Raw genomic sequence first — 17735 nt, forward strand, 5'->3', positions numbered from 1 at the left:
CGTGAGCTCCGCGGCCTCGCACAGCGTGGGCCCCGGCCCCCGCCCCTCGTCAGACCCCTCCGCCGTCCTGCCCCACCGGGGCCGGGCGGCGGACGTGCAGGACCCGCTGGCACAGCGCCGCGCCGAGGATGATCACGAGGGCCCCCAGCGGCTGGTTCCAGGTCAGGGTCTCACCGAGCAGCAGGACTCCGGCGGTGACGGCGACCACCGGGACGACGTAGGTGACGGTGGTGGCCACCGTCGCGCCCGCGGCCCGGACGATCGCGTAGTTGAGGATGTAGGCGAACCCGGTGCCGAACACGCCCAGGGCGGTCACGGCGAGGGCGGCCCGCCAGGTGAGCTCGGTGGGGACCCCGGTGAACAGCGGAGCCAGCACCAGCAGGGGCAGGGTTCCCAGCAGCATCTGGAGCGAGCTCAGCTCCAGCGCCGTGTGCGGGCTTCCCGCCACGAACCGGCGCAGGTAGGGGGTGCCGATCCCGTAGCAGACGGTGGCGCCCACCACCAGGAGCATGCCGAGCAGAGCCTCCTCGTCGGAGGCGTCGACGCGGCCCAGGGAGTTCCAGACGCCGAAGACGGTGAGGACCCCGAGGAAGCCGATGCCCAGGCCGAGGAGGCGGGTCCGGTCGGGCCGTTCGTCGGTGAGGATCAGCATGGCGAACACCACGCCGAAGAGCGGGGTGGCGGCGTTGACGATGCCCATGAGTGCGGAGGGGATGAGCTGGGCCGCGTACCCGAACAGGGTGAACGGGACGGTGTTCAGCAGCAGGGCGGCCACGAACACGTGTCCCCACAGCCGGGGTGAGGAGGGGAGTCGTCCACGGGTCAGGAACAGGATCGCGAGCAGGGCCAGGGCCCCGGTACCCATGCGGCCCAGGGCGAGCTGGAGCGGGGCGAGGACCTCCGCGCCGACCCGGAGGAGGACGAAGCTCATGCCCCAGATGAGCGCGAGCAGCACGAACTTGGCACGCCAGTTCAGGAGCGGGGTTCGTCGGGGTGCGACGGCCGACGGGACGGAGGCGACGGCGTCGGGAAGAGTGGACATGGGATGTTTCTATCTGTGCACGATCCCTTAGGTCTACTTCGTATCTCTAAACCCATGGCTTAGCGTTGCTTACATGCTCAGTGTCGACCGCCTCCGGGTCCTGCACGCCATCGCCGCCCACGGGTCCCTCAGCGCGGCCTCCCAGGCCCTGCACGTCACCAACTCCGCCGTCTCACAGCAGCTGACCAAGCTCGAACGCGAGGTCGGCCAACCCCTGGTCGAGCGCAACGGGCGGGGCGTGCGCCTCACGGACGCCGCCGAGCTCCTCGTGGAACACACCTCCCGCATCCTGAGCCTGGTCCACCGCGCCGAGGCCGACCTCGAGGCCCACCGGGGCGAGGTCACCGGCCACCTGCGCCTGTCCGCCACCCCCACGGCCGTGCGTGGACTGCTGCCCGCCGCCCTTCCCGCCCTGCGTGAGGCCCACCCGGGTCTCAGGGTGGAACTGCACGAGGACGAACCGCAGGAGAGCGTCCCGGCCATGGCGCGCGGCGACGCCGACCTGGCCCTGGTCGTGGACTGGATGGGGGCGCCCCTGCAACTGCCCCAGGGGATGACGCGCGCCTCCCTCATGGAGGACGTCGGTGACATCGCGCTGCCCTCGGACCACCCCCTGGCCCATCGGGAGATCCTGGAGCTTGACGAGATCCTGGACCTGCCGTGGATCAGCTGGACCAAGGGGTCCATCTGCGACGACTGGCTGCACGACATCATCCGGGGGCGCGGGGCCGAACCCCATGTCATCCACTCCGTGGAGGAGCACCAGACCAAGCTGGCCCTGATCGCCGCAGGGATCGGCGCCGCCGTCATGCCCCGCCTGGGCCGGGGCCCCGTGCCCGAGGGGGTGACGGTGGTCCCGGTGCAGCCCGCGATGGTCCGCCAGGTCTACGTGTTCTGGCGTACCGACGCCTCCCGGCGCCCGGCCATCAGGGCCGTGGTCCGGGCACTGCGCGAGGCGGCCGCGGCCTACGCGGACTGAACCGGTGGGGCGACCCGCGGGACGCCCCACCGGTTCAGGCGTCGCCGAGCAGGTCCGTCATGGTGGCGGTCGGGCTGATCACCTCCGGATCGGTGCGCACGTCCACCAGGGTGGGCAGGTCCGCGCCCACGGCCTCGGACAGCGCCTTCTCCAGCTCCTCACGGGTGTGCACGGTGGCGCCCCGGGCCCCCAACGCGCGGGCGTACCCGGCCAGGTCCAGGGGGCCGCTGATCTCCGTCCCCGCGAGTCTGCCCAGCTCGCGGGCCTGGTGCATGGCGATCGTGCCGTAGAGCCCGTTCTGGAACACCACCACCGTGATCGCAGCGCCGTGGCGCACCGCCGTCTCCAGCTCCTGCCCGGTCATCAGAGCGCCGCCGTCCCCGGCCACCGCCACCACCGTCCGCCCGGGGGCGGCGAGCTTGGCGGCCACGGCGGCGGGCACCGCGTAGCCCATGGCTCCGCTGGTCGGCGCCAGCTGGGTGTCCGCGTGCCGGTACCACCAGCCCCGGTGCAGGAAGGAGGCGAAGTTGCCCGCGTCGTTGGTGATCAGGGCGTCCTCGGGCAGGGCCTCGCGCATGCCCGCGATCACCGACCACGGGTGCATGCGCGGTCCGCTGTGCCGCTCGGCCTCCGGTGGGACGGTGGCGCTCTCCACCCAGAGTCGGCGTGCCGCGCTCCAGTCCCGGTAGGGCACCTTGACCGGGGCCTCCGCCAGGGCGCGCAGCGCCTCGCCGGAGTCGGCCACCGCGCCGAGCCACACGTCCTTGGTAGCGCCCACCTGCGCGGGGTCGATGTCGATCTGCGCCACCCTGGTACGGCCGTCCGACTCGGGCAGCCGGTACCCCTGGGTGGTGGTCTCACTCATCCGGCAGCCCACCACCAGGACCGCGTCGGCGTCCGCGAGGGCGCCCAGCACCGCGCTGGGCGCCCCCAGCCCCAGGTGCCCGAGGTAGAGCGGGTGGTCGTTGGGGAAGACGTCCTGGCGGCGCCAGGCGGCGTACACCCCGGCGCTGTACCGCTCGGCCACGCGCACGAGGTCCTCGCGCGCGGCCCGTGCCCCGCCGCCCGCGATGATCACCGGGCGCACCGCCCGGGCCAGCCAGGCGGCCAGTCGGTCGCGGTCGCCCTCGCCCAGCGGCGGCCGGGGGACCAGCGGGGCCCGCGGAGCGGGCGGTGCGCCGACCCTCTGCCCGAAGAGGTCTCCCGGAACGGCGATGGCCACCGGGCCCGGCCGCCCGGTGGTGGCGATCCGGACCGCGCGCGCGGTCACCTCCGCCAACCGGTCCGCCCGGTGCACGGTGGTCGACCACTTGGTGATGGGCGCGTAGAAGGCGGTCAGGTCCACCTCCTGGAAGGCCTCCCGGCCCAGGTGCTCGGTCTCGGCCTGTCCCAGGAAGACGATCATCGGGGTGGAGTCCTGCATGGCGGTGTGCACGCCCACCGCCAGGTTGGCCGCGCCGGGGCCCCGGGTGGCGGCGGCCACGGCGGGGACACCGGTGAGCTTGGCCTCGGCCTCGGCCATGAAGGCGGCGCCGCCCTCGTGCCGGGTGGAGACGAGGGCCATCTCCGGGTGCTGGTCGATGGCGTCGGCCAGTTCGAGGAAGCTCTCTCCTGGGACGGTGTAGCACCGTCTGATCCCGGCGGCGGCCAGGACCGACACCGTCGCGTGCGCGGCGGTGTCGGCGGGGGGACGTGGGTCGGCAGGGGCCATGGAGGCGGGTCCTTCCATCGTCGCAAGGTCCACTCAGCGCGCCCCGGGGCAGGGGTGTGCCCCGGAACACATGCGGCTGACTCTGGCAGGCGGCCCAGAGCCGGTCAAGGCCGTGCGCCGCGGCCTGTGGACAACTCCACCCGAGCCGTCCCAACCCGCCCGCGCCGGCGCGTGCCCGGTGGTCCGAACGGTCAGGCGGGGCCCCGGCCCTCGTGTTCGAGGTGCCGTGCCGCCGACCGGCCCCTGCGCGGTTCGAGGGCGCTGGCGTGGTCGTGCAGTTCGTTGAGGACGGCGTTCACCAGGGGGTGCCCCTCGGTTCCACGGCGCACGGAGACGAACACGTGCCTCCTCGGCGGTCGTCCCCTCAGGGGGACGACGCTGACGCCTGGCAGGTCGACGGCGGCTATCGCCGACCGCGGGGCGAGCGCGATGCCGAGGCCTGCGCCCACGAGCGCGCTGACCGCGCGGAAGTCGTTCGAGACCGACTCGACGCGCGGCTGGAAGCCCGCCTGCTGGCACGCGAGGAGCGTGAGGTCGTGGATGGGGTTGCCCGGGAGCGGCGTGATCCACACCTCGCCCGCCAGGCGTGACAGTGACACCTGGGCGCTGGCGGCCAGGTCGCTGTCCGAGGGCACCAGCGCGTCCAACGGCTCCGAGTACAGACGGGCGTGGCTGAACTCCTGGACGGTCGAGACCGTCGCCTCGGGATAGTCCACGGACAGTGAGACGTCGACGTGACCCTCCGCGAGGAGCCGCTGCGCCGCCGCGCCCTCCGCGTCGGTGACGTGCGCGCGCAGATGCGGAGCGGAGGTCCGGAGCGCGCGCAGGGCGGGTGCCACGACCTCGATGATCGCGGACGGGAAGGCGGCGATACTCACCGTGCCGACCTCACCGATCGCGGACGCGGCCAGGTCGGCCTCGGCCTGCTCCAGGATCGCTGACACCTGCACGGCGTAACCGGCGAGGACCGTTCCCAGGGAGGTCAGCCGGATGTTGCGACCGTGGCGTTCGAAGAGGTCGAGGCCGACCTCGCGCTCCAGCGCCGACAGCTGCTGCGACACCGCCGACGGTGACAGGTAGAGCGACCGCGCCGCGGCGGTGACCGTGCCGTGGAGTGCGACTGCCTGGAGAACGCGCAGGCGGCGCGGGTCGATCACGCGATCTCCTTTGAAGCAAAGCTTGAAGGTTCTCTACAGGTCTTCGTGATGGACTTAATGATATCCGGTACGTGATGATCGGGGTCATGAAGGCTCTTTCGAAACTCCGCGGCGAACCCGGGCTGACCTTGGCGGACGTCAAGAACCCCGAGATAGGTCGCGGCGAGGTGCTCATCAGGGTCCTGCGCACGGGAATCTGCGGGACCGACCTCCACATCAGAGCCTGGGACCACTGGGCAGAGTCCGTGATCGAGCCGCCGCTCGTGCTCGGACACGAGTTCGTCGGTGAGGTCGTCGACGTCGGCGGTGGTGTGAGCGACGTGAAGGTCGGCGACCTGGTGAGCGGCGAGGGCCACCTGGTGTGCGGCAAGTGCCGCAACTGCCGAGCCGGCCGCCGCCACCTCTGCATCCGCACGATCGGCCTGGGGGTGAACACGAACGGCGCGTTCGCCGACTACGTCGTGCTCCCCGAGCCGAACGTCTGGGTGCACCGCATCCCGATCGACCTCGACGTCGCCGCCATCTTCGACCCCTTCGGCAACGCCGTGCACACGGCGCTGTCCTTCCCCGTCATGAACGAGGACGTCCTGGTCACCGGGGCTGGCCCCATCGGGATCATGGCCGCGGCGACCGCGCGCCACGCGGGGGCGCGCAGCGTCGTCGTGACCGACCTGAGCCCGTACCGCCTCGGGCTGGCCCGGGACATGGGAGCGACGATCGCCGTGGACGTCTCACGGGAGGACCTGGCCGACGTCATGTCGGCGAACAACATGAAGGAGGGCTTCGACGTCGCGTTCGAGATGTCGGGGCAGCCCAGGGCGCTCGCCTCGGCGATCTCCAGCATGAGCCCCGGCGGCCGTATCGCGGTCCTCGGCCTGCCGTCCGACGACGTCTCCGTCGACCTCGCGACCGTGGTGACCCGGATGCTCACGCTCAAGGGAATCTACGGGCGGGAGATGTTCGACACCTGGTACGCGATGTCCGTCCTGCTCGAGAACGGTCTCGACATCAGCCCGGTCATCACCCACCGGTTCGGCTACGAACAGCACGAGGAAGCCTTCGAGGTCGCCGCGACCGGCGCGTGCGGGAAGGTCGTGCTCGACTGGACCACGCCGGTGATCCCCCAGCCGGGGTCCGCCCACAACGACGATCAGCAATCAGTAGGGGAGTGACGTGTACTCAGCGATGCGCGACCATCTCACGCGGGAAATCGAGGACATCCGGGAGGCGGGGCTCTTCAAGGACCAGCGGCTGATCAGCGGCCCCCAGTCCGCGCGGATCAGCGTCGGTGACGACTCCGTCCTCAACTTCTGCTCGAACAACTACCTGGGCCTCGCCGACCACCCCGACCTGATCGAGGCCGCCAAGCGGGCGCTCGACGAGTCGGGTTTCGGGATGGCCTCGGTGCGGTTCATCTGCGGGACCCAGGACCTGCACGCGCGACTGGAGCGACGGCTCTCGGAGTTCCTCCGGGTCGACGACACCATCCTGTACAGCTCGTGCTTCGACGCGAACGGCGGCGTCTTCGAGACGCTCCTGAGCGCCGAGGACGCGGTGATCTCCGACGAGCTGAACCACGCGAGCATCATCGACGGCATCCGGTTGAGCAAGGCGGCCAGGTTCCGGTACAAGAACCGGGACATGGTCGACCTGGAGAAGCAGCTCATCGCGGCCGCGGACGCGCGCCACCGCCTCATCGTCACCGACGGCGTGTTCTCGATGGACGGCTACCTCGCCCCGCTCGACGAGATCTGCGACCTGGCGGAGCGCCACGACGCGCTCGTCATGGTGGACGACTCCCACGCCGTCGGGTTCGTCGGGCCGAACGGCCAGGGAACGCCGGAGCTGTTCGGCGTCCAGGACCGCGTGGACATCGTGACCGGAACGCTCGGGAAGGCGCTCGGCGGCGCCAGCGGCGGGTACGTGGCCGGACACGCCGAGATCGTGGAGATCCTCCGGCAGCGGTCGCGGCCCTACCTCTTCTCCAACTCGCTCGCCCCGATGATCGTCGGTGCCTCCCTGCGCGTGCTCGACATGCTCTCCGAGGCCGACGACCTCAGGACGCGGCTGAACCGCAACGCCGCGCTGTTCCGGGAGTCGATCACCGCCGCGGGCTTCGACGTCCTTGACGGCGAGCACCCGATCGTGCCCGTGATGATCGGGGACGCCGCCCAGGCGGCCAGGATGGCGTCCGCCCTCCTGGAGAAGGGCGTGTACGTGACGGCGTTCTCCTACCCCGTGGTCCCCATGGGGCGTGCCCGTATCCGGGTCCAGCTGTCGGCGGCCCACAGCGAGGACGACGTCCGCGCGGCGGTGGCGGCGTTCGCGCAGGTCCGGGACGAACTCGGCGCGGCCGACTCGACGGACTGACGCTGAGGCGGCCCCCCGGAGACGTTCCGGGGGGCGCCCAGGGCGTGTTCCGTGGATGCTTTCGGTTGACTCGGCGCTCGCGCCGATCGATGCGAGCGGCCGCCAGGCCATCTCTCGCAAGACGAGGAGCGAAGCTGCCCCTAATGTGCGCTGCTACGCAAGCTCCGCAGCTTCGCACAGCGGGGGCCCGCCCGGGGTTGGCTGTCCGAGCTTCATCGGCGCGGCGAGAGGCAGCCTGGTGGTCGCGAGCCCGGAATGATCCACGGAACACGCCCTAGGCCACTCCGAGGGCGCGCAGGGCGGCCGTGGTTCCGGCCGCGGCGACGACGACCAACAGGAACGGCGCGCGCAGCACCAGGGCGAGCACGGCGGCGCCCACCCCGGCCATGCGGGCGGTGTCCCAGTGCAGTGCCTGGCCCTCGCCCAGGGCCTGGACGGTGATCAGCGCGGCCAGCAGGGCGAGGGGGACGGCCATGGCGAAACGGCGAAGCCACGGGTTGTCCAGCAGGCGACGCGGGGCCGCCAGCCCGGCGTACTTGAGCAGGTAGCACCCGGCGGCGGTGGCGATCAGCGCGATCCACAGGGTCATGACCGTCCCTCCTCGGAGCGCGTGCCTCCGGCGGAGGTCCCCTGTTCCACGTGGTCCTCGCCCTCGGGTCCCCGCGACCGGTCGTCGGCACCCGCGAACACCAGGAGGGCGGCGGAGGCCGCCAGGAGCACCGGAACCCCCGGCGGCAGGAACGGGGTCGTGGCCAGCGCCAGCCCGGCGCCCAGGCCCGCGATCAGCCAGGTGCGCGGCCCGCCCTCGCGCAGGCGGGGCCACAGCAGTCCCAGGAAGATGGCCGGGCCCACCGCGTCCAGCCCGAACGCGTCGATGTCGTCCACGCGGTCCGTGGCCAGCGCGCCCACCAGGGTCGTCGTCACCCAGAACCCGCCCAGGACCAGGTAGGTCGTCATGAACGCCGTACGAGCGGACGCGCGGTCCGGCTGGATCAGCGTCACCGCCGTGGTCTCGTCGATCACCCCGTGCGCGGCCAGCGCCCTGCGGGTGCCCCGGTACCCCAGGACGTCGGCCAGCCGCAGCCCGTACAGGGTGTTGCGTGCCCCGAGCAGGAGGGCGCCCAGCGCTCCGGCGACGAGGTTGCCGCCACCGGCGATCACCCCGACCAGGGCGAACTGCGAGGCGCCGGTGAACATGAACAGGCTGAGGAACACCGCCTGGGCGGGGGACAGTTCGGCGGCCACGGCCGCGGTGCCGAAGGCCAGGCCGGCGGCGCCGACGGCGACACCGATCCCGAGGCTGTCCCGCACCGCTGGCGAACGGAGTACGGAGAAGGTCTTCACGAGCGCCCACGCTAGGCGGGGCCCGGCCCGGAGTCTTGAACGTTCTTGCGCGCCCCCGAGGGGATCAGCCTCGCAGGGCGCGTTGGTAGGCGACCGGCGGCACGCCCAGGTGCCGGCGGAAGTGCCGGGTCAGGTGGGACTGGTCGGCGAAGCCCACCCGCGCGGCCACCTCGCCCGCCCGCCAGCCCTGGAGCAGCAGGCCCCGGGCCCGGTCCACCCGCTGCTGGTTCAGGTAGGCGTGCGGGGGTAGTCCGTAGGCGGCCCGGAAGGCCCGTGCCAGGGAGAACGGGCCGATCCCCACGTGCGTGGCCAGCTCCTCCAGCGTCGGCGGGTCCACCAGGCGCTCGGTCAGCAGATCCCGTGCCAGCGCCACCTCGGGCCGGGCGGTGTGCGCCCCGCCCTCGGCCCCGCGTTCGCGCCCGTGCGCGCGCAGCAGCATCGCGATACCCCTGCGGGCCAGGGACGACGCCGTGAGCGGTTCCCCCCGTTCGGCGGCCATGTGCGCGCTCACCAGCACACGGGAGACCTCCGGGGCGTGGATGCCGGAGTGGGTGAAACCCGGGGTGCCGCGCATCCCCAGTTCCCGTCCGATGTCCTCCACCACCTCGGGTGCGGGGTAGAACACCCGGTAGCCCCACCCCTCGGGAACCCCGGCGTGCCCGGTGTGCACCTCGTCCGGGGCCACCACGGCCAGCCCTCCCGGCCCCACCCGTGAGCTCCCGCCCGCGTGTGAGTACTCCTCGATCCCGGCGGTGATCATGCCGATGGTGTAGGTGGAGTGCGTGTGCCGGGTGAAGGCCGTGGTGACGAAGCGGGCGGTGAGCAGTTCGGTGTCGGGCAGCCCGGAGAAACGCCAGTACCGCGCGCGTTCCACGCGCGGGTCCTCGACCGTGGGGTGGACGTCGCTGGGCATTTCCATAGGTCCAGGTTAGAACGGGTCGGGGAGGGCCGCCGGAGCCCGGGTGGGGGACCGACGCCCACGGGTCCAGGCAGGCCCGCGGGGGTGTGCGGTGTCGGCGCGCGGATAGTCTGCGCCCATGAGCAAGCCACAGATCCGCCGGGCCGAGGACGAGCGCGACCGCGCGGCCGTCTTCGTGATCCGGGGAGCCGTCTTCGTCGCCGAACAGCAGGTCCCCATCGAGGAGGAGTGGGACGAGCGTGACTCCACCGCCGCGTTCCTCCTCGCCCTGGTGGACGGAACCCCCGTGGGCACGGTCCGCCTCGTGGACCAGGGCGACGGGTCGGGCCTCCTGGGCCGCATGGCCGTCCTGCCCGCCGGACGGGGGAGGGGGACCGGCGCCGCTCTGGTGCGCGCAGCCGAGGAGCTGGCCCGCGAGTCCGGGCTCGAGCGGGTGGAGCTGCACGCGCAGACGCACGCGCTGGGCTTCTACGAGCGGCTGGGCTACTCCGCCCACGGTGAGGAGTTCATGGACGCCGGGATCCCGCACCTGCACATGGAACACAAGCTCGGTTGACCGGGCCCGACGGGGTGCGTGCTCCCGGTCCGGTGTGACGGGGAGCGCACACCCTCGGGCCGCCCCCTGCGGGTACTACCGAGTAGGATTCGGTTTTGATGTCGGCCCCACCGGCGTGCCGAGCACGTCGCCGCCGACGAGCACGAACGCCGATCCGACGAGGAACACATGACGGTCAACACGCACACGGCCACCGAGAGCCCCGACGACCCGCGAGCCTACGGACTCCCGCTCGTCGACGCCCACTCGATCCCCGCCGAGCTGCGCACGTTGGTCTCCCGCGTCCACGACCTCGTCGACGCCGTCGCCAACACCGAGGTCGACTCCGACACCCTGGCCGAGACCGCCGCCGTGGTCGAGGGCCTCACCGACCGCCTCAACGTCGCCCGCCGCGAGATCGGCACCATGGTCAGACGGGAGCTGGGCGACGGCACCACCGTGCTCGGCACCATCACCAACATCGTCGAGGGCGAGACCAACCCCGCCGCGCCGAGGCTCTTCCTCGACCGCACCGAGGAGGGGCTGCGTGCCGAGGTCACCCTCAACACCGTCTACCAGGGTCCGCCCGGCCTGGTCCACGGCGGCTGGATCGCCGCCATGCTCGACCAGGCCGTCGGCAGCGTCTCCTCCGTCGAGACCAGTCCGGGGCTGACCGCGCGGCTGGAGATCGACTACCGCCGCCCCACGCCTCTGTTCACTCCCCTGGAGATCACCTCCTGGGTGGAGCGGGTCGAGGGCCGCAAGGTCTTCGTGGCCGGTCGGATCCGCGCCCACGGACAGGTCACCGCCGAGGCCCACGGCCTCATGATCCAGGTCGAGGTCCCCGAGTGAGCGGCGCCCCGCGCCCCCTCGGCGTGTAGTAGCATCACGACCGTGACCCACCGCTATGACGTGTTTAGCCAGCCGACGCACCCGTCGGCCGCTCGCACGTAGGCGGAAACGGGAACGTCGGCAACAGAGCACTCGGGCATCCGCCCGGTGCTCTTTCGTCTTTTCGGGCGGCCGACGTCCCAGTCCACACTTCCCCGACGGGTCGTACGGCCGCGCCGCCTCCGCGAACGCATCCACACCCGAGAGGGACCTCCGTGCACGACCGTCACAGCGAACCCGCGTCCCCCGCCGAGCAGATCCTGCGCCTGCGCGGCCGGATCGACCAGATGGACGCCGAGCTCGCCGCACTCCTCGAACGCCGCGCCCTGGTCGCCGCCCAGGTCCAGCGCCTCAAGCCGGTCGGATACTTCGCCGGGCGCGACATGGACCGCGAGCGGCGCCTCGTCGAGCGTATGGCCGAGCACGCTCCCCGGCTGGGCGCTGACCGCCTCGCCGGCATCATGGACAGCGTGATCAGCGCCGGTCTGGCCGCCGCCCAGGAGGAGGCGGCCCGCGGCGGTGGCTCCGGCGGCGCCTGACGGGTGAGGGGGCGGTGGCGGGTCCGGCCCGCCGCCGCACCGCTACGGCCGCAGCAGGTCCACCCACACCAGACGGTGGTCGGAGCTGGGGAACGGGTAGTCACCGGTCAGCCGGAACAGCGGGTCGTCCACGGTCGGCCAGAACACGCCCGAACCCCGTGCGGGCAGCGACCGCGACGGCAGGACGTAGTCCACCCGCAGGTTGCCCGGGCCGGGCACGTCGTTGAAGTCGGCGCTGTCCAGCTCCGGGTCTCCCTCGTGGTCCTCGTTGGCGCCGCCCTGCCGCTGGGCCGCGCCGCGCCCGCCCTGGCTGGAGGGGCGCACGTCCACGACGTGACGGTGCTCCAACAGCTGGGTCACCGCCTCGGGGTGCCCGTCGCCGTCGTTGGGGTCGGCGTTGAGGTCGCCCGCGATCACGAACGGGGAGCCGGGGGCGAGCCCGCCCCGGACGCCCCGGTCGTCGTAGACGTACGAGGCGCCGCGCGGGGTCACGTAGTCCGCCCAGAAGCGGATCTCGTCGTGGTTGCGCGCCACGTTGCGCCGCTCCGGACCGTCGAAGGTCGGCGGTGTCGGGTGGCTGGCCAACAGGTGCACCGGACGGCCGCGCCCGGTGTCGATCGGGACGTCCCAGTGGCTCTTGGAGGACAGCCGCAGCACCTCCAGGGCCTCCTCGGAGTAGAAGGGCTCACCGGTCTCCGGGTCAGTGGGCAGCAACGCGTCCGGCATGTCCGCCCAGCGGAAGTTCTGGAACGTGCGCACCTCGTCCGTCACGATCGGGTACATCGAGTACACGACCATCCCGTACTGTCCCGGGAAGAGGCCGTACCCGAAGGCGTCCTCGGCGTAGTCGGGACCGCCCGGCTCGGTCACCGCCCGGCCGTCGCCGTTGAGGTCCACGCCCGAGGCCACACCCGTGTTGACCGGGGCGGTGTACACGTACGGGTACTCGATCGGCGCGGCGCCGGACTGGCCCACGGACAGGTAGTTGTCCTGGAAGAGCCGGGGCCCCGCGCCCTCCTCGTCGTAGTCGAACTCGTTGACCAGCAGCACGTCGGGACGCACGTGCTGGATGATCTCTGCGACGTTGCGGGCCTGCTCGCTGTCGGGAGTGGCCAGCTCCTCGACGAGGGCGCCCTGCTCACCGCGCTCCAGCGCGGTGTTGAAGGTGGCGAAGCGCACCTCGTGCGCTCCGGGCGGGGTCGGGACCGACGGGGACTCGGCCGCCGACGAGGGCAGGGCGGTCAGCGCGGAGGCGGCCAGCACCAGCGTGGCGGTGGAGGCGATCCGGCGCGGCGTGGTGGTCACGGGAGGGGATCCTCTCAACGGGGGAGCGGGGGGTCGACCGCCGGAGGTTAACAGGCGCGCGTGTCCGGACGGTGTACCAGCACCCGACTCGCGGTGCACCCGTGTCGTAGGGCCGTGCCCGGGCGTCACGTCACGTGGCGCGCCCGGCCCGGAGATCTCGGTGAGGAGGCACCCGTGCCCGAGGACGTCTGCTCCGACCGCGCCCACAACACCAGTGATCGCACCTGTGACGGGATCGGCGATCCCAGTGTGGCGTGAGCCGCCGGTCCGATGAGGGTCGAGCCGCACCACCGGTGGGGCTCACCTGTCCACAGGGCGTCCGCGAAAGTCGTGGGGAAGTCGTAGGCTCAGGGGACACCACCGTCCGTCTACCCGCCTGGGGGCACCCGCGTCATGGCCGACTCCTTCGCACATCTGCACGTCCACACCGAGTACTCGATGCTCGACGGTGCGGCGAAGCTGAAGCCTCTCTTCAAGGAGGCCGGGCGGTTGGGGATGCCAGCCGTGGCCATGACCGACCACGGCAACATGTTCGGGGCCTACGAGTTCTACCAGCAGTCCAAGGGGTCGGGCGTCAAACCGATCATCGGGATCGAGGCCTACGTCGCGCCCGAGTCGCGCTTCCACAAGAAGCGGGTCTTCTGGGGGCGCTCCAACACCTCCGACGACGCCTCGGCGGAAGGCGGCAAGGACATCTCCGGTGGCGGCCGGTACCTGCACATGACCATGCTCGCGCGGAACGCGCAGGGTCTGCGCAACCTCTTCCGGATGTCGTCCCTGGCTTCGGCCGAGGGCTACTACATGAAGCCCCGCATGGACCTCGAGCTCATGCAGCAGTTCAACGAGGGCATCATCGTCTCGACCGGCTGCCCCTCCGGCGGTGTGCAGACACGGCTGAGGTTGGGGCAGGAGAAGGAAGCGATCGAGTACGCGGCAGGACTCCAGGACATCTTCGGCAGGGAGAACGTCTTCCTGGAGCTGATGGACCACGGCGTTCCGATCGAGAAGGAGGTCCGCGACGGCCTGCTCAAGGTCGGCCGTGAGCTGGACATCCCTCCGCTGGTCACCAATGACTCGCACTACGTCTACGAGTCCCAGTCCGCGGCGCATGACGCCCTGCTGGCGGTGGGCGTGGGCAAGAACCTGGACGACCCCACGCGTTTCCGGTTCAACGGTTCGGGCTACTACCTCAAGACCGCCGACGAAATGCGCGGCCTGCTCAACTTCGACGAGTGGGCGCAGGGCTGCAAGAACACCCTGCTCATCGCCGAGCGGGTCGAGGCCGGGGCCTATGACGAGGTCTTCGCCCATCGCGACCTCATGCCGGAGTTCCCCATCCCGGAAGGTGAGACCCAGGCCTCCTGGCTGGCAAAGGAGGTCGAACGGCTGCTCCCGACCCGTTACCCGGACGGTGCGGGTGACGACGTCCGCCGTCGGGTGGAGTTCGAACTCGGCATCATCAACGAGATGGGCTTCCCCGCCTACTTCCTGGTGGTCTCCGACATCTGTCAGCACGCCCGCAAGACCGGGATCGCCCTGGGGCCGGGCCGTGGTTCGGCGGCCGGCTCGATGATCGCCTACGTTCTGGGTATCACCGACCTGGACCCCTTGGAACACGGTCTGCTGTTCGAGCGGTTCCTCAACCCCGAGCGTGTGACCATGCCCGATGTCGACCTGGACTTCGACGAGCGTCGGCGCGGCGAGATGATCGACTACGTCACCCAGTTGTACGGTGAGGAGCGGGTGGCGCAGATCCTCACCTTCGGCACCATCAAGGCCAAAGCGGCCGTGAAGGACTCCACCCGGATCCTGGGTATGCCCTACTCGGTGGGTGACCAGATCACCAAGGCCTTCCCCGCGGCGGTGGGTGGCAAGGAGATCGCGCTCGACGCGGTGTTCAACACCGAGAACGAGCGGTACGGCGAGACCACCGAGCTCCGGGGCCTGGTCGACAACGACCCTCAGGTAGCCAAGGTCATGGAGACCGCGCGGGGTATCGAGGGCCTGACCCGGGGCACCGGTGTGCACGCGGCGGGCGTCATCCTGTCCAAGGAACCTCTGCTCGACGTCATTCCGCTGCACAAGCGTGACTCCGACGGCGCCATCATCACCGGCTTTCCCTACCCTCAGTGCGAGGACATGGGTCTGCTCAAGATGGACTTCCTGGGCCTGCGCAACCTCACGATCATGGACGACGCGGTCAAGAGCATCAAGGAGGCCGAGGGGGTCGACATCGATCTCGCTCAGCTGCCTCTGGACGACAGGAAGACCTACCAGCTGCTCTCTCGGGGTGACACCCTGGGCGTGTTCCAGCTGGACGGCGGCGCCATGCGCAACCTCCTCAAGCGCATGGAGCCGAAGAAGTTCGGTGACATCGCGGCTGTTCTCTCCCTGTACCGACCGGGCCCGATGGCGGCCAACGCACACAACGACTACGCCGACCGTTCGAACGGTCGCCAGGAGATCACTCCGATCCATCCGGAGCTCAAGGACGCCCTGGAACCGATCCTGGGAGAGACCTTCCACCTGCTGGTCTACCAGGAGCAGATCATGGCGATCGCTCAGCAGTTGGCCGGGTACACGCTCGGCGGCGCCGACCTGATGCGTCGCGCCATGGGTAAGAAGAAGAAGGAGGCCCTGGAAGAAGAGGAGGCCAAGTTCTTCCCCGGGGCGAAGAAGCGCGGCTTCTCGCAGGAGGCCATCCAGGCCCTGTGGGACGTCATGCTTCCCTTCGCGGGCTACGCCTTCAACAAGTCGCACGCCGCCGGGTACGCGCTGGTCTCCTACTGGACCGCGTACCTCAAGGCCAACTATCCGGCCGCCTACATGGCCGCGCTGTTGACCTCGGTCAGTGACGACAAGGACAAGATGGCGGTGTACCTGGCCGAGTGCCGGGCCCAGCACATCAAGGTGCTCCCGCCGGACGTCAACGAGTCCGGTCTGCGCTTCACCCCGGTCGGCAAGGACATCCGCTTCGGCATGGGCGCCGTGCGCAACGTGGGCGCGAACGTGGTGAACTCGATCGTCAAGACCCGCACGGAGAAGGGCAAGTACTCGTCCTTCACCGACTTCCTGTCCAAGATCGAGCTGGCGGCGTGCAACAAGCGCGTGATCGAGTCGTTGATCAAGGCGGGCGGCTTCGACTCGCTGGGCCAGCCCCGGCGCGAGCTGTACCGGCACCACGAGGTGGCGGTGGACGGGATGATCAGCTCCAAGAAGCAGGAGGCGCACGGCCAGTTCGACCTGTTCGGCGGTGGTGACGACGACGGCGACTCCACGCCGATCGGGTTGAACATCCAGTGGGGCGAGGAGGAGTGGGACCGCAAGACGAAGCTGGCGTTCGAGCGGGAGATGCTGGGTCTGTACGTGTCCAGCCACCCCCTGGCCGGGGCCGAGCGGGTGCTGGCGCGGTCGCGCGACACCTCGATCGCGCAGATCGTCGCCGGCGAGCTGGCGCGCGAGCGCGGTGAGGTGCGGATCTCGGGGTTGATCTCCAAGGTGGACAAGCGCACCAACAAGGCGGGCAACCAGTGGGCCATCGCCACGGTGGAGGACCTGGACGCCAGCATGGAGGTGCTGTTCTTCCCCAAGACGTATCCGCTGTACGTGGAGGCGCTGCTGGAGGACACGGCGGTCACGGTCAAGGGGCGGCTCAACGACCGGGACGGCACCTGGTCGATGTTCGCCTCCGAGATGTCCATCCTCGACATCTCCCACGTCACCGAGGGCGAACCGCCGGTACTGCTCACCGTGGCCGAGGACCGGCTGAACTCCGAGCTCGTGGACGATCTCCGTCAGGTGCTGAGCACGCACAAGGGGGACACCCCCGTGCGGATCCGGGTGGACAACCCGGTGCGCTCCCGGATCTACGCGGTGGACCGCTACTCGGTGCGGATCTCGCCTGAGTTCAACGGTGAGATGAAGAGCCTGCTGGGGGCGTACGCGGTCGACTACTGACCGGTCGACCACCTCCAGGATCCCCGTGTGCGGCACCGCACACGGGGATCTTTGTGTCTCCACTCTTGCCTTGAGCCAGTTAGCGATATATCTTTGAGCTATCGGATCACGGAGTGACAGTCGTGAACGATCAACATCAATCGCTACCAAGGAGAACGACATGACCGCGATGGCACTTCCCGGCCCCTGGCCCTGGGGCGGGCGACGCACCGAGCGTCCCCGGCTGCCCTGGGCCCCGCGCCCCACAGACATCCCGAACGCACACCACGACGAGCACCAGGGCCCGCGACGGGACGGATTCGGCCACCCGCCGCCCCCGCCCGGCCCACCCGGGTCGCCGCCCCCTCCGTGGGGAGGGTCCCCGGGCGGGCACTTCGGTCCCGCAGGCCCGGGGGCACCGTTCGGTCCGGGCTTCCCCTTCGGGGGCGGGCACGGGCCCCGCAGGGGAGGCGGCCGCGCCCGGCGCGGCGACGTCCGCACCGGCATCCTCATGCTCCTGGCGGAGGAGACGCGCAGCGGATACGAGATCATCCGCGAGGGACGCGAGCGCAGCGGCGGCGCCTGGCGCCCCAGCCCCGGCTCCGTCTACCCCATGCTCCAGCAGCTGGAGGACGAGGGCCTGGTCGCGCAGGTCGAGGGGGAGGGGCGCCGCCGCCCCTACCAGCTCACCGACGAGGGCATCGCCTACCTGGAGGAGAACGGCGCCGACCTCACCCCGCCGTGGGAGGCGGGAGCGGACGCGCACGCCGACGCCAGGTCCCGCTACGAGGAGATCGGAGCCCTGGCCTACCAGCTCTCGGCCGCCGCGTCCCAGGTCGCCCAGGCCGGGACCCCGGAGCAGCTGGAGCGGGCCAAGCGCCTGCTGGCCGAGACCAAACGCGGTCTGTACCTGATCCTCGCCGACGAGGAGGAGGCCCCCTCCTCCGAGGACGGTGACGACCAGGACTGATCCGCGCGGTCGTCGGGCCCGGGGCGGTGAGTACCGT

15 protein-coding genes are annotated in these 17735 nt (G+C 70.9%); 8 read left to right on the forward strand and 7 right to left on the reverse strand.

Going from position 1 to position 17735, the window contains the following annotated elements:
- Positions 1-49 precede the first annotated feature (49 nt).
- On the reverse strand, positions 50-1042 hold the full coding sequence (locus ACFW3L_RS17130) for a DMT family transporter (protein ID WP_378741417.1): 993 nt from the start codon (positions 1040-1042) through the stop codon (positions 50-52).
- 73 nt (positions 1043-1115) lie between these two features.
- On the opposite strand from ACFW3L_RS17130, the gene ACFW3L_RS17135 reads away from it, so the two are divergent.
- Positions 1116-2021, forward strand: coding sequence for a LysR family transcriptional regulator (locus ACFW3L_RS17135; RefSeq protein ID WP_378741419.1), 906 nt, complete (start codon positions 1116-1118; stop codon positions 2019-2021).
- Between the two features lie 34 nt (positions 2022-2055).
- Here ACFW3L_RS17135 and ACFW3L_RS17140 read toward each other — a convergent pair whose 3' ends face one another.
- Together ACFW3L_RS17140 and ACFW3L_RS17145 are read right to left on the reverse strand one after the other, a co-directional pair.
- Positions 2056-3732, reverse strand: a complete 1677-nt coding sequence (locus tag ACFW3L_RS17140) for a thiamine pyrophosphate-dependent enzyme (RefSeq protein WP_378741421.1) — start codon at positions 3730-3732, stop codon at positions 2056-2058.
- 191 nt (positions 3733-3923) lie between these two features.
- Entirely contained in the window at positions 3924-4889 is a 966-nt protein-coding gene (locus ACFW3L_RS17145; protein WP_378741423.1) for a LysR family transcriptional regulator, read from the reverse strand.
- An 86-nt stretch (positions 4890-4975) separates the two neighbouring features.
- On the opposite strand from ACFW3L_RS17145, the gene tdh reads away from it, so the two are divergent.
- Positions 4976-6061 (forward strand): L-threonine 3-dehydrogenase, encoded by a 1086-nt coding sequence (gene tdh, locus ACFW3L_RS17150; protein ID WP_378741425.1) that lies wholly within the window; start codon positions 4976-4978, stop codon positions 6059-6061.
- Position 6062: 1 nt separating this feature from the next.
- Positions 6063-7259 (forward strand): glycine C-acetyltransferase, encoded by a 1197-nt coding sequence (locus ACFW3L_RS17155; protein WP_378741427.1) that lies wholly within the window; start codon positions 6063-6065, stop codon positions 7257-7259.
- Positions 7260-7533: 274 nt separating this feature from the next.
- Here ACFW3L_RS17155 and ACFW3L_RS17160 read toward each other — a convergent pair whose 3' ends face one another.
- From ACFW3L_RS17160 to ACFW3L_RS17170, 3 genes are all read right to left on the reverse strand, one after another.
- Positions 7534-7848, reverse strand: a complete 315-nt coding sequence (locus ACFW3L_RS17160) for an AzlD domain-containing protein (protein WP_378741429.1) — start codon at positions 7846-7848, stop codon at positions 7534-7536.
- The gene (locus ACFW3L_RS17165) at positions 7845-8603 is read right to left on the reverse strand and encodes an AzlC family ABC transporter permease (RefSeq protein WP_378741431.1); all 759 of its coding nucleotides are present in this window, start codon (positions 8601-8603) and stop codon (positions 7845-7847) included. Before ACFW3L_RS17165 ends, ACFW3L_RS17160 begins: the two co-directional genes overlap by 4 nt.
- A 64-nt stretch (positions 8604-8667) precedes the next feature.
- Positions 8668-9522 (reverse strand): helix-turn-helix domain-containing protein, encoded by an 855-nt coding sequence (locus ACFW3L_RS17170; RefSeq protein WP_378741433.1) that lies wholly within the window; start codon positions 9520-9522, stop codon positions 8668-8670.
- Between the two features lie 118 nt (positions 9523-9640).
- On the opposite strand from ACFW3L_RS17170, the gene ACFW3L_RS17175 reads away from it, so the two are divergent.
- The 3 genes from ACFW3L_RS17175 to ACFW3L_RS17185 all read left to right on the forward strand — a co-directional run bounded on the left by ACFW3L_RS17175 (position 9641) and on the right by ACFW3L_RS17185 (position 11487).
- A complete protein-coding gene (locus ACFW3L_RS17175; protein ID WP_378741435.1) occupies positions 9641-10078 on the forward strand; it encodes a GNAT family N-acetyltransferase in 438 nt (145 codons plus the stop codon).
- A 168-nt stretch (positions 10079-10246) separates the two neighbouring features.
- Positions 10247-10909: a PaaI family thioesterase gene (locus tag ACFW3L_RS17180; protein ID WP_378741437.1), complete on the forward strand. Its 663-nt coding sequence runs from the start codon at positions 10247-10249 to the stop codon at positions 10907-10909.
- A gap of 254 nt (positions 10910-11163) precedes the next feature.
- Positions 11164-11487 carry a chorismate mutase gene (locus tag ACFW3L_RS17185; protein ID WP_378741440.1) on the forward strand — a complete coding sequence of 108 codons (324 nt, stop codon included), beginning with the start codon at positions 11164-11166 and terminating at the stop codon, positions 11485-11487.
- A 42-nt stretch (positions 11488-11529) separates the two neighbouring features.
- Here the strand turns inward: ACFW3L_RS17185 and ACFW3L_RS17190 are convergent, their stop codons facing one another.
- The gene (locus ACFW3L_RS17190; RefSeq protein WP_378741442.1) at positions 11530-12792 is read right to left on the reverse strand and encodes an endonuclease/exonuclease/phosphatase family protein; all 1263 of its coding nucleotides are present in this window, start codon (positions 12790-12792) and stop codon (positions 11530-11532) included.
- A 393-nt stretch (positions 12793-13185) separates the two neighbouring features.
- Between ACFW3L_RS17190 and dnaE the strand changes: the two genes are divergently transcribed.
- On the forward strand, positions 13186-16749 hold the full coding sequence (gene dnaE / locus ACFW3L_RS17195) for a DNA polymerase III subunit alpha (RefSeq protein ID WP_378741445.1): 3564 nt from the start codon (positions 13186-13188) through the stop codon (positions 16747-16749).
- Positions 16750-16909: 160 nt separating this feature from the next.
- A complete protein-coding gene (locus ACFW3L_RS17200) occupies positions 16910-17698 on the forward strand; it encodes a PadR family transcriptional regulator (protein ID WP_378741447.1) in 789 nt (262 codons plus the stop codon).
- Positions 17699-17735: the final 37 nt, after the last annotated feature.

Origin of the sequence: Nocardiopsis sp. NPDC058789 (assembly GCF_042745575.1) — a bacterium.
In the GTDB taxonomy this organism is placed as follows: domain Bacteria; phylum Actinomycetota; class Actinomycetes; order Streptosporangiales; family Streptosporangiaceae; genus Nocardiopsis; species Nocardiopsis eucommiae.

Coding starts and splice junctions, on each gene's coding strand:
- tdh (WP_378741425.1), top strand. CDS start 4,976: ATGAAGGCTCTTTCGAAACTCCGCGGCGAACCCGGGCTGACCTTGGCG.
- ACFW3L_RS17160 (WP_378741429.1), bottom strand. CDS start 7,848: ATGACCCTGTGGATCGCGCTGATCGCCACCGCCGCCGGGTGCTACCTG.
- ACFW3L_RS17130 (WP_378741417.1), bottom strand. CDS start 1,042: ATGTCCACTCTTCCCGACGCCGTCGCCTCCGTCCCGTCGGCCGTCGCA.
- ACFW3L_RS17170 (WP_378741433.1), bottom strand. CDS start 9,522: ATGGAAATGCCCAGCGACGTCCACCCCACGGTCGAGGACCCGCGCGTG.
- ACFW3L_RS17180 (WP_378741437.1), top strand. CDS start 10,247: ATGACGGTCAACACGCACACGGCCACCGAGAGCCCCGACGACCCGCGA.
- ACFW3L_RS17175 (WP_378741435.1), top strand. CDS start 9,641: ATGAGCAAGCCACAGATCCGCCGGGCCGAGGACGAGCGCGACCGCGCG.
- dnaE (WP_378741445.1), top strand. CDS start 13,186: ATGGCCGACTCCTTCGCACATCTGCACGTCCACACCGAGTACTCGATG.
- ACFW3L_RS17135 (WP_378741419.1), top strand. CDS start 1,116: ATGCTCAGTGTCGACCGCCTCCGGGTCCTGCACGCCATCGCCGCCCAC.
- ACFW3L_RS17200 (WP_378741447.1), top strand. CDS start 16,910: ATGACCGCGATGGCACTTCCCGGCCCCTGGCCCTGGGGCGGGCGACGC.
- ACFW3L_RS17140 (WP_378741421.1), bottom strand. CDS start 3,732: ATGGCCCCTGCCGACCCACGTCCCCCCGCCGACACCGCCGCGCACGCG.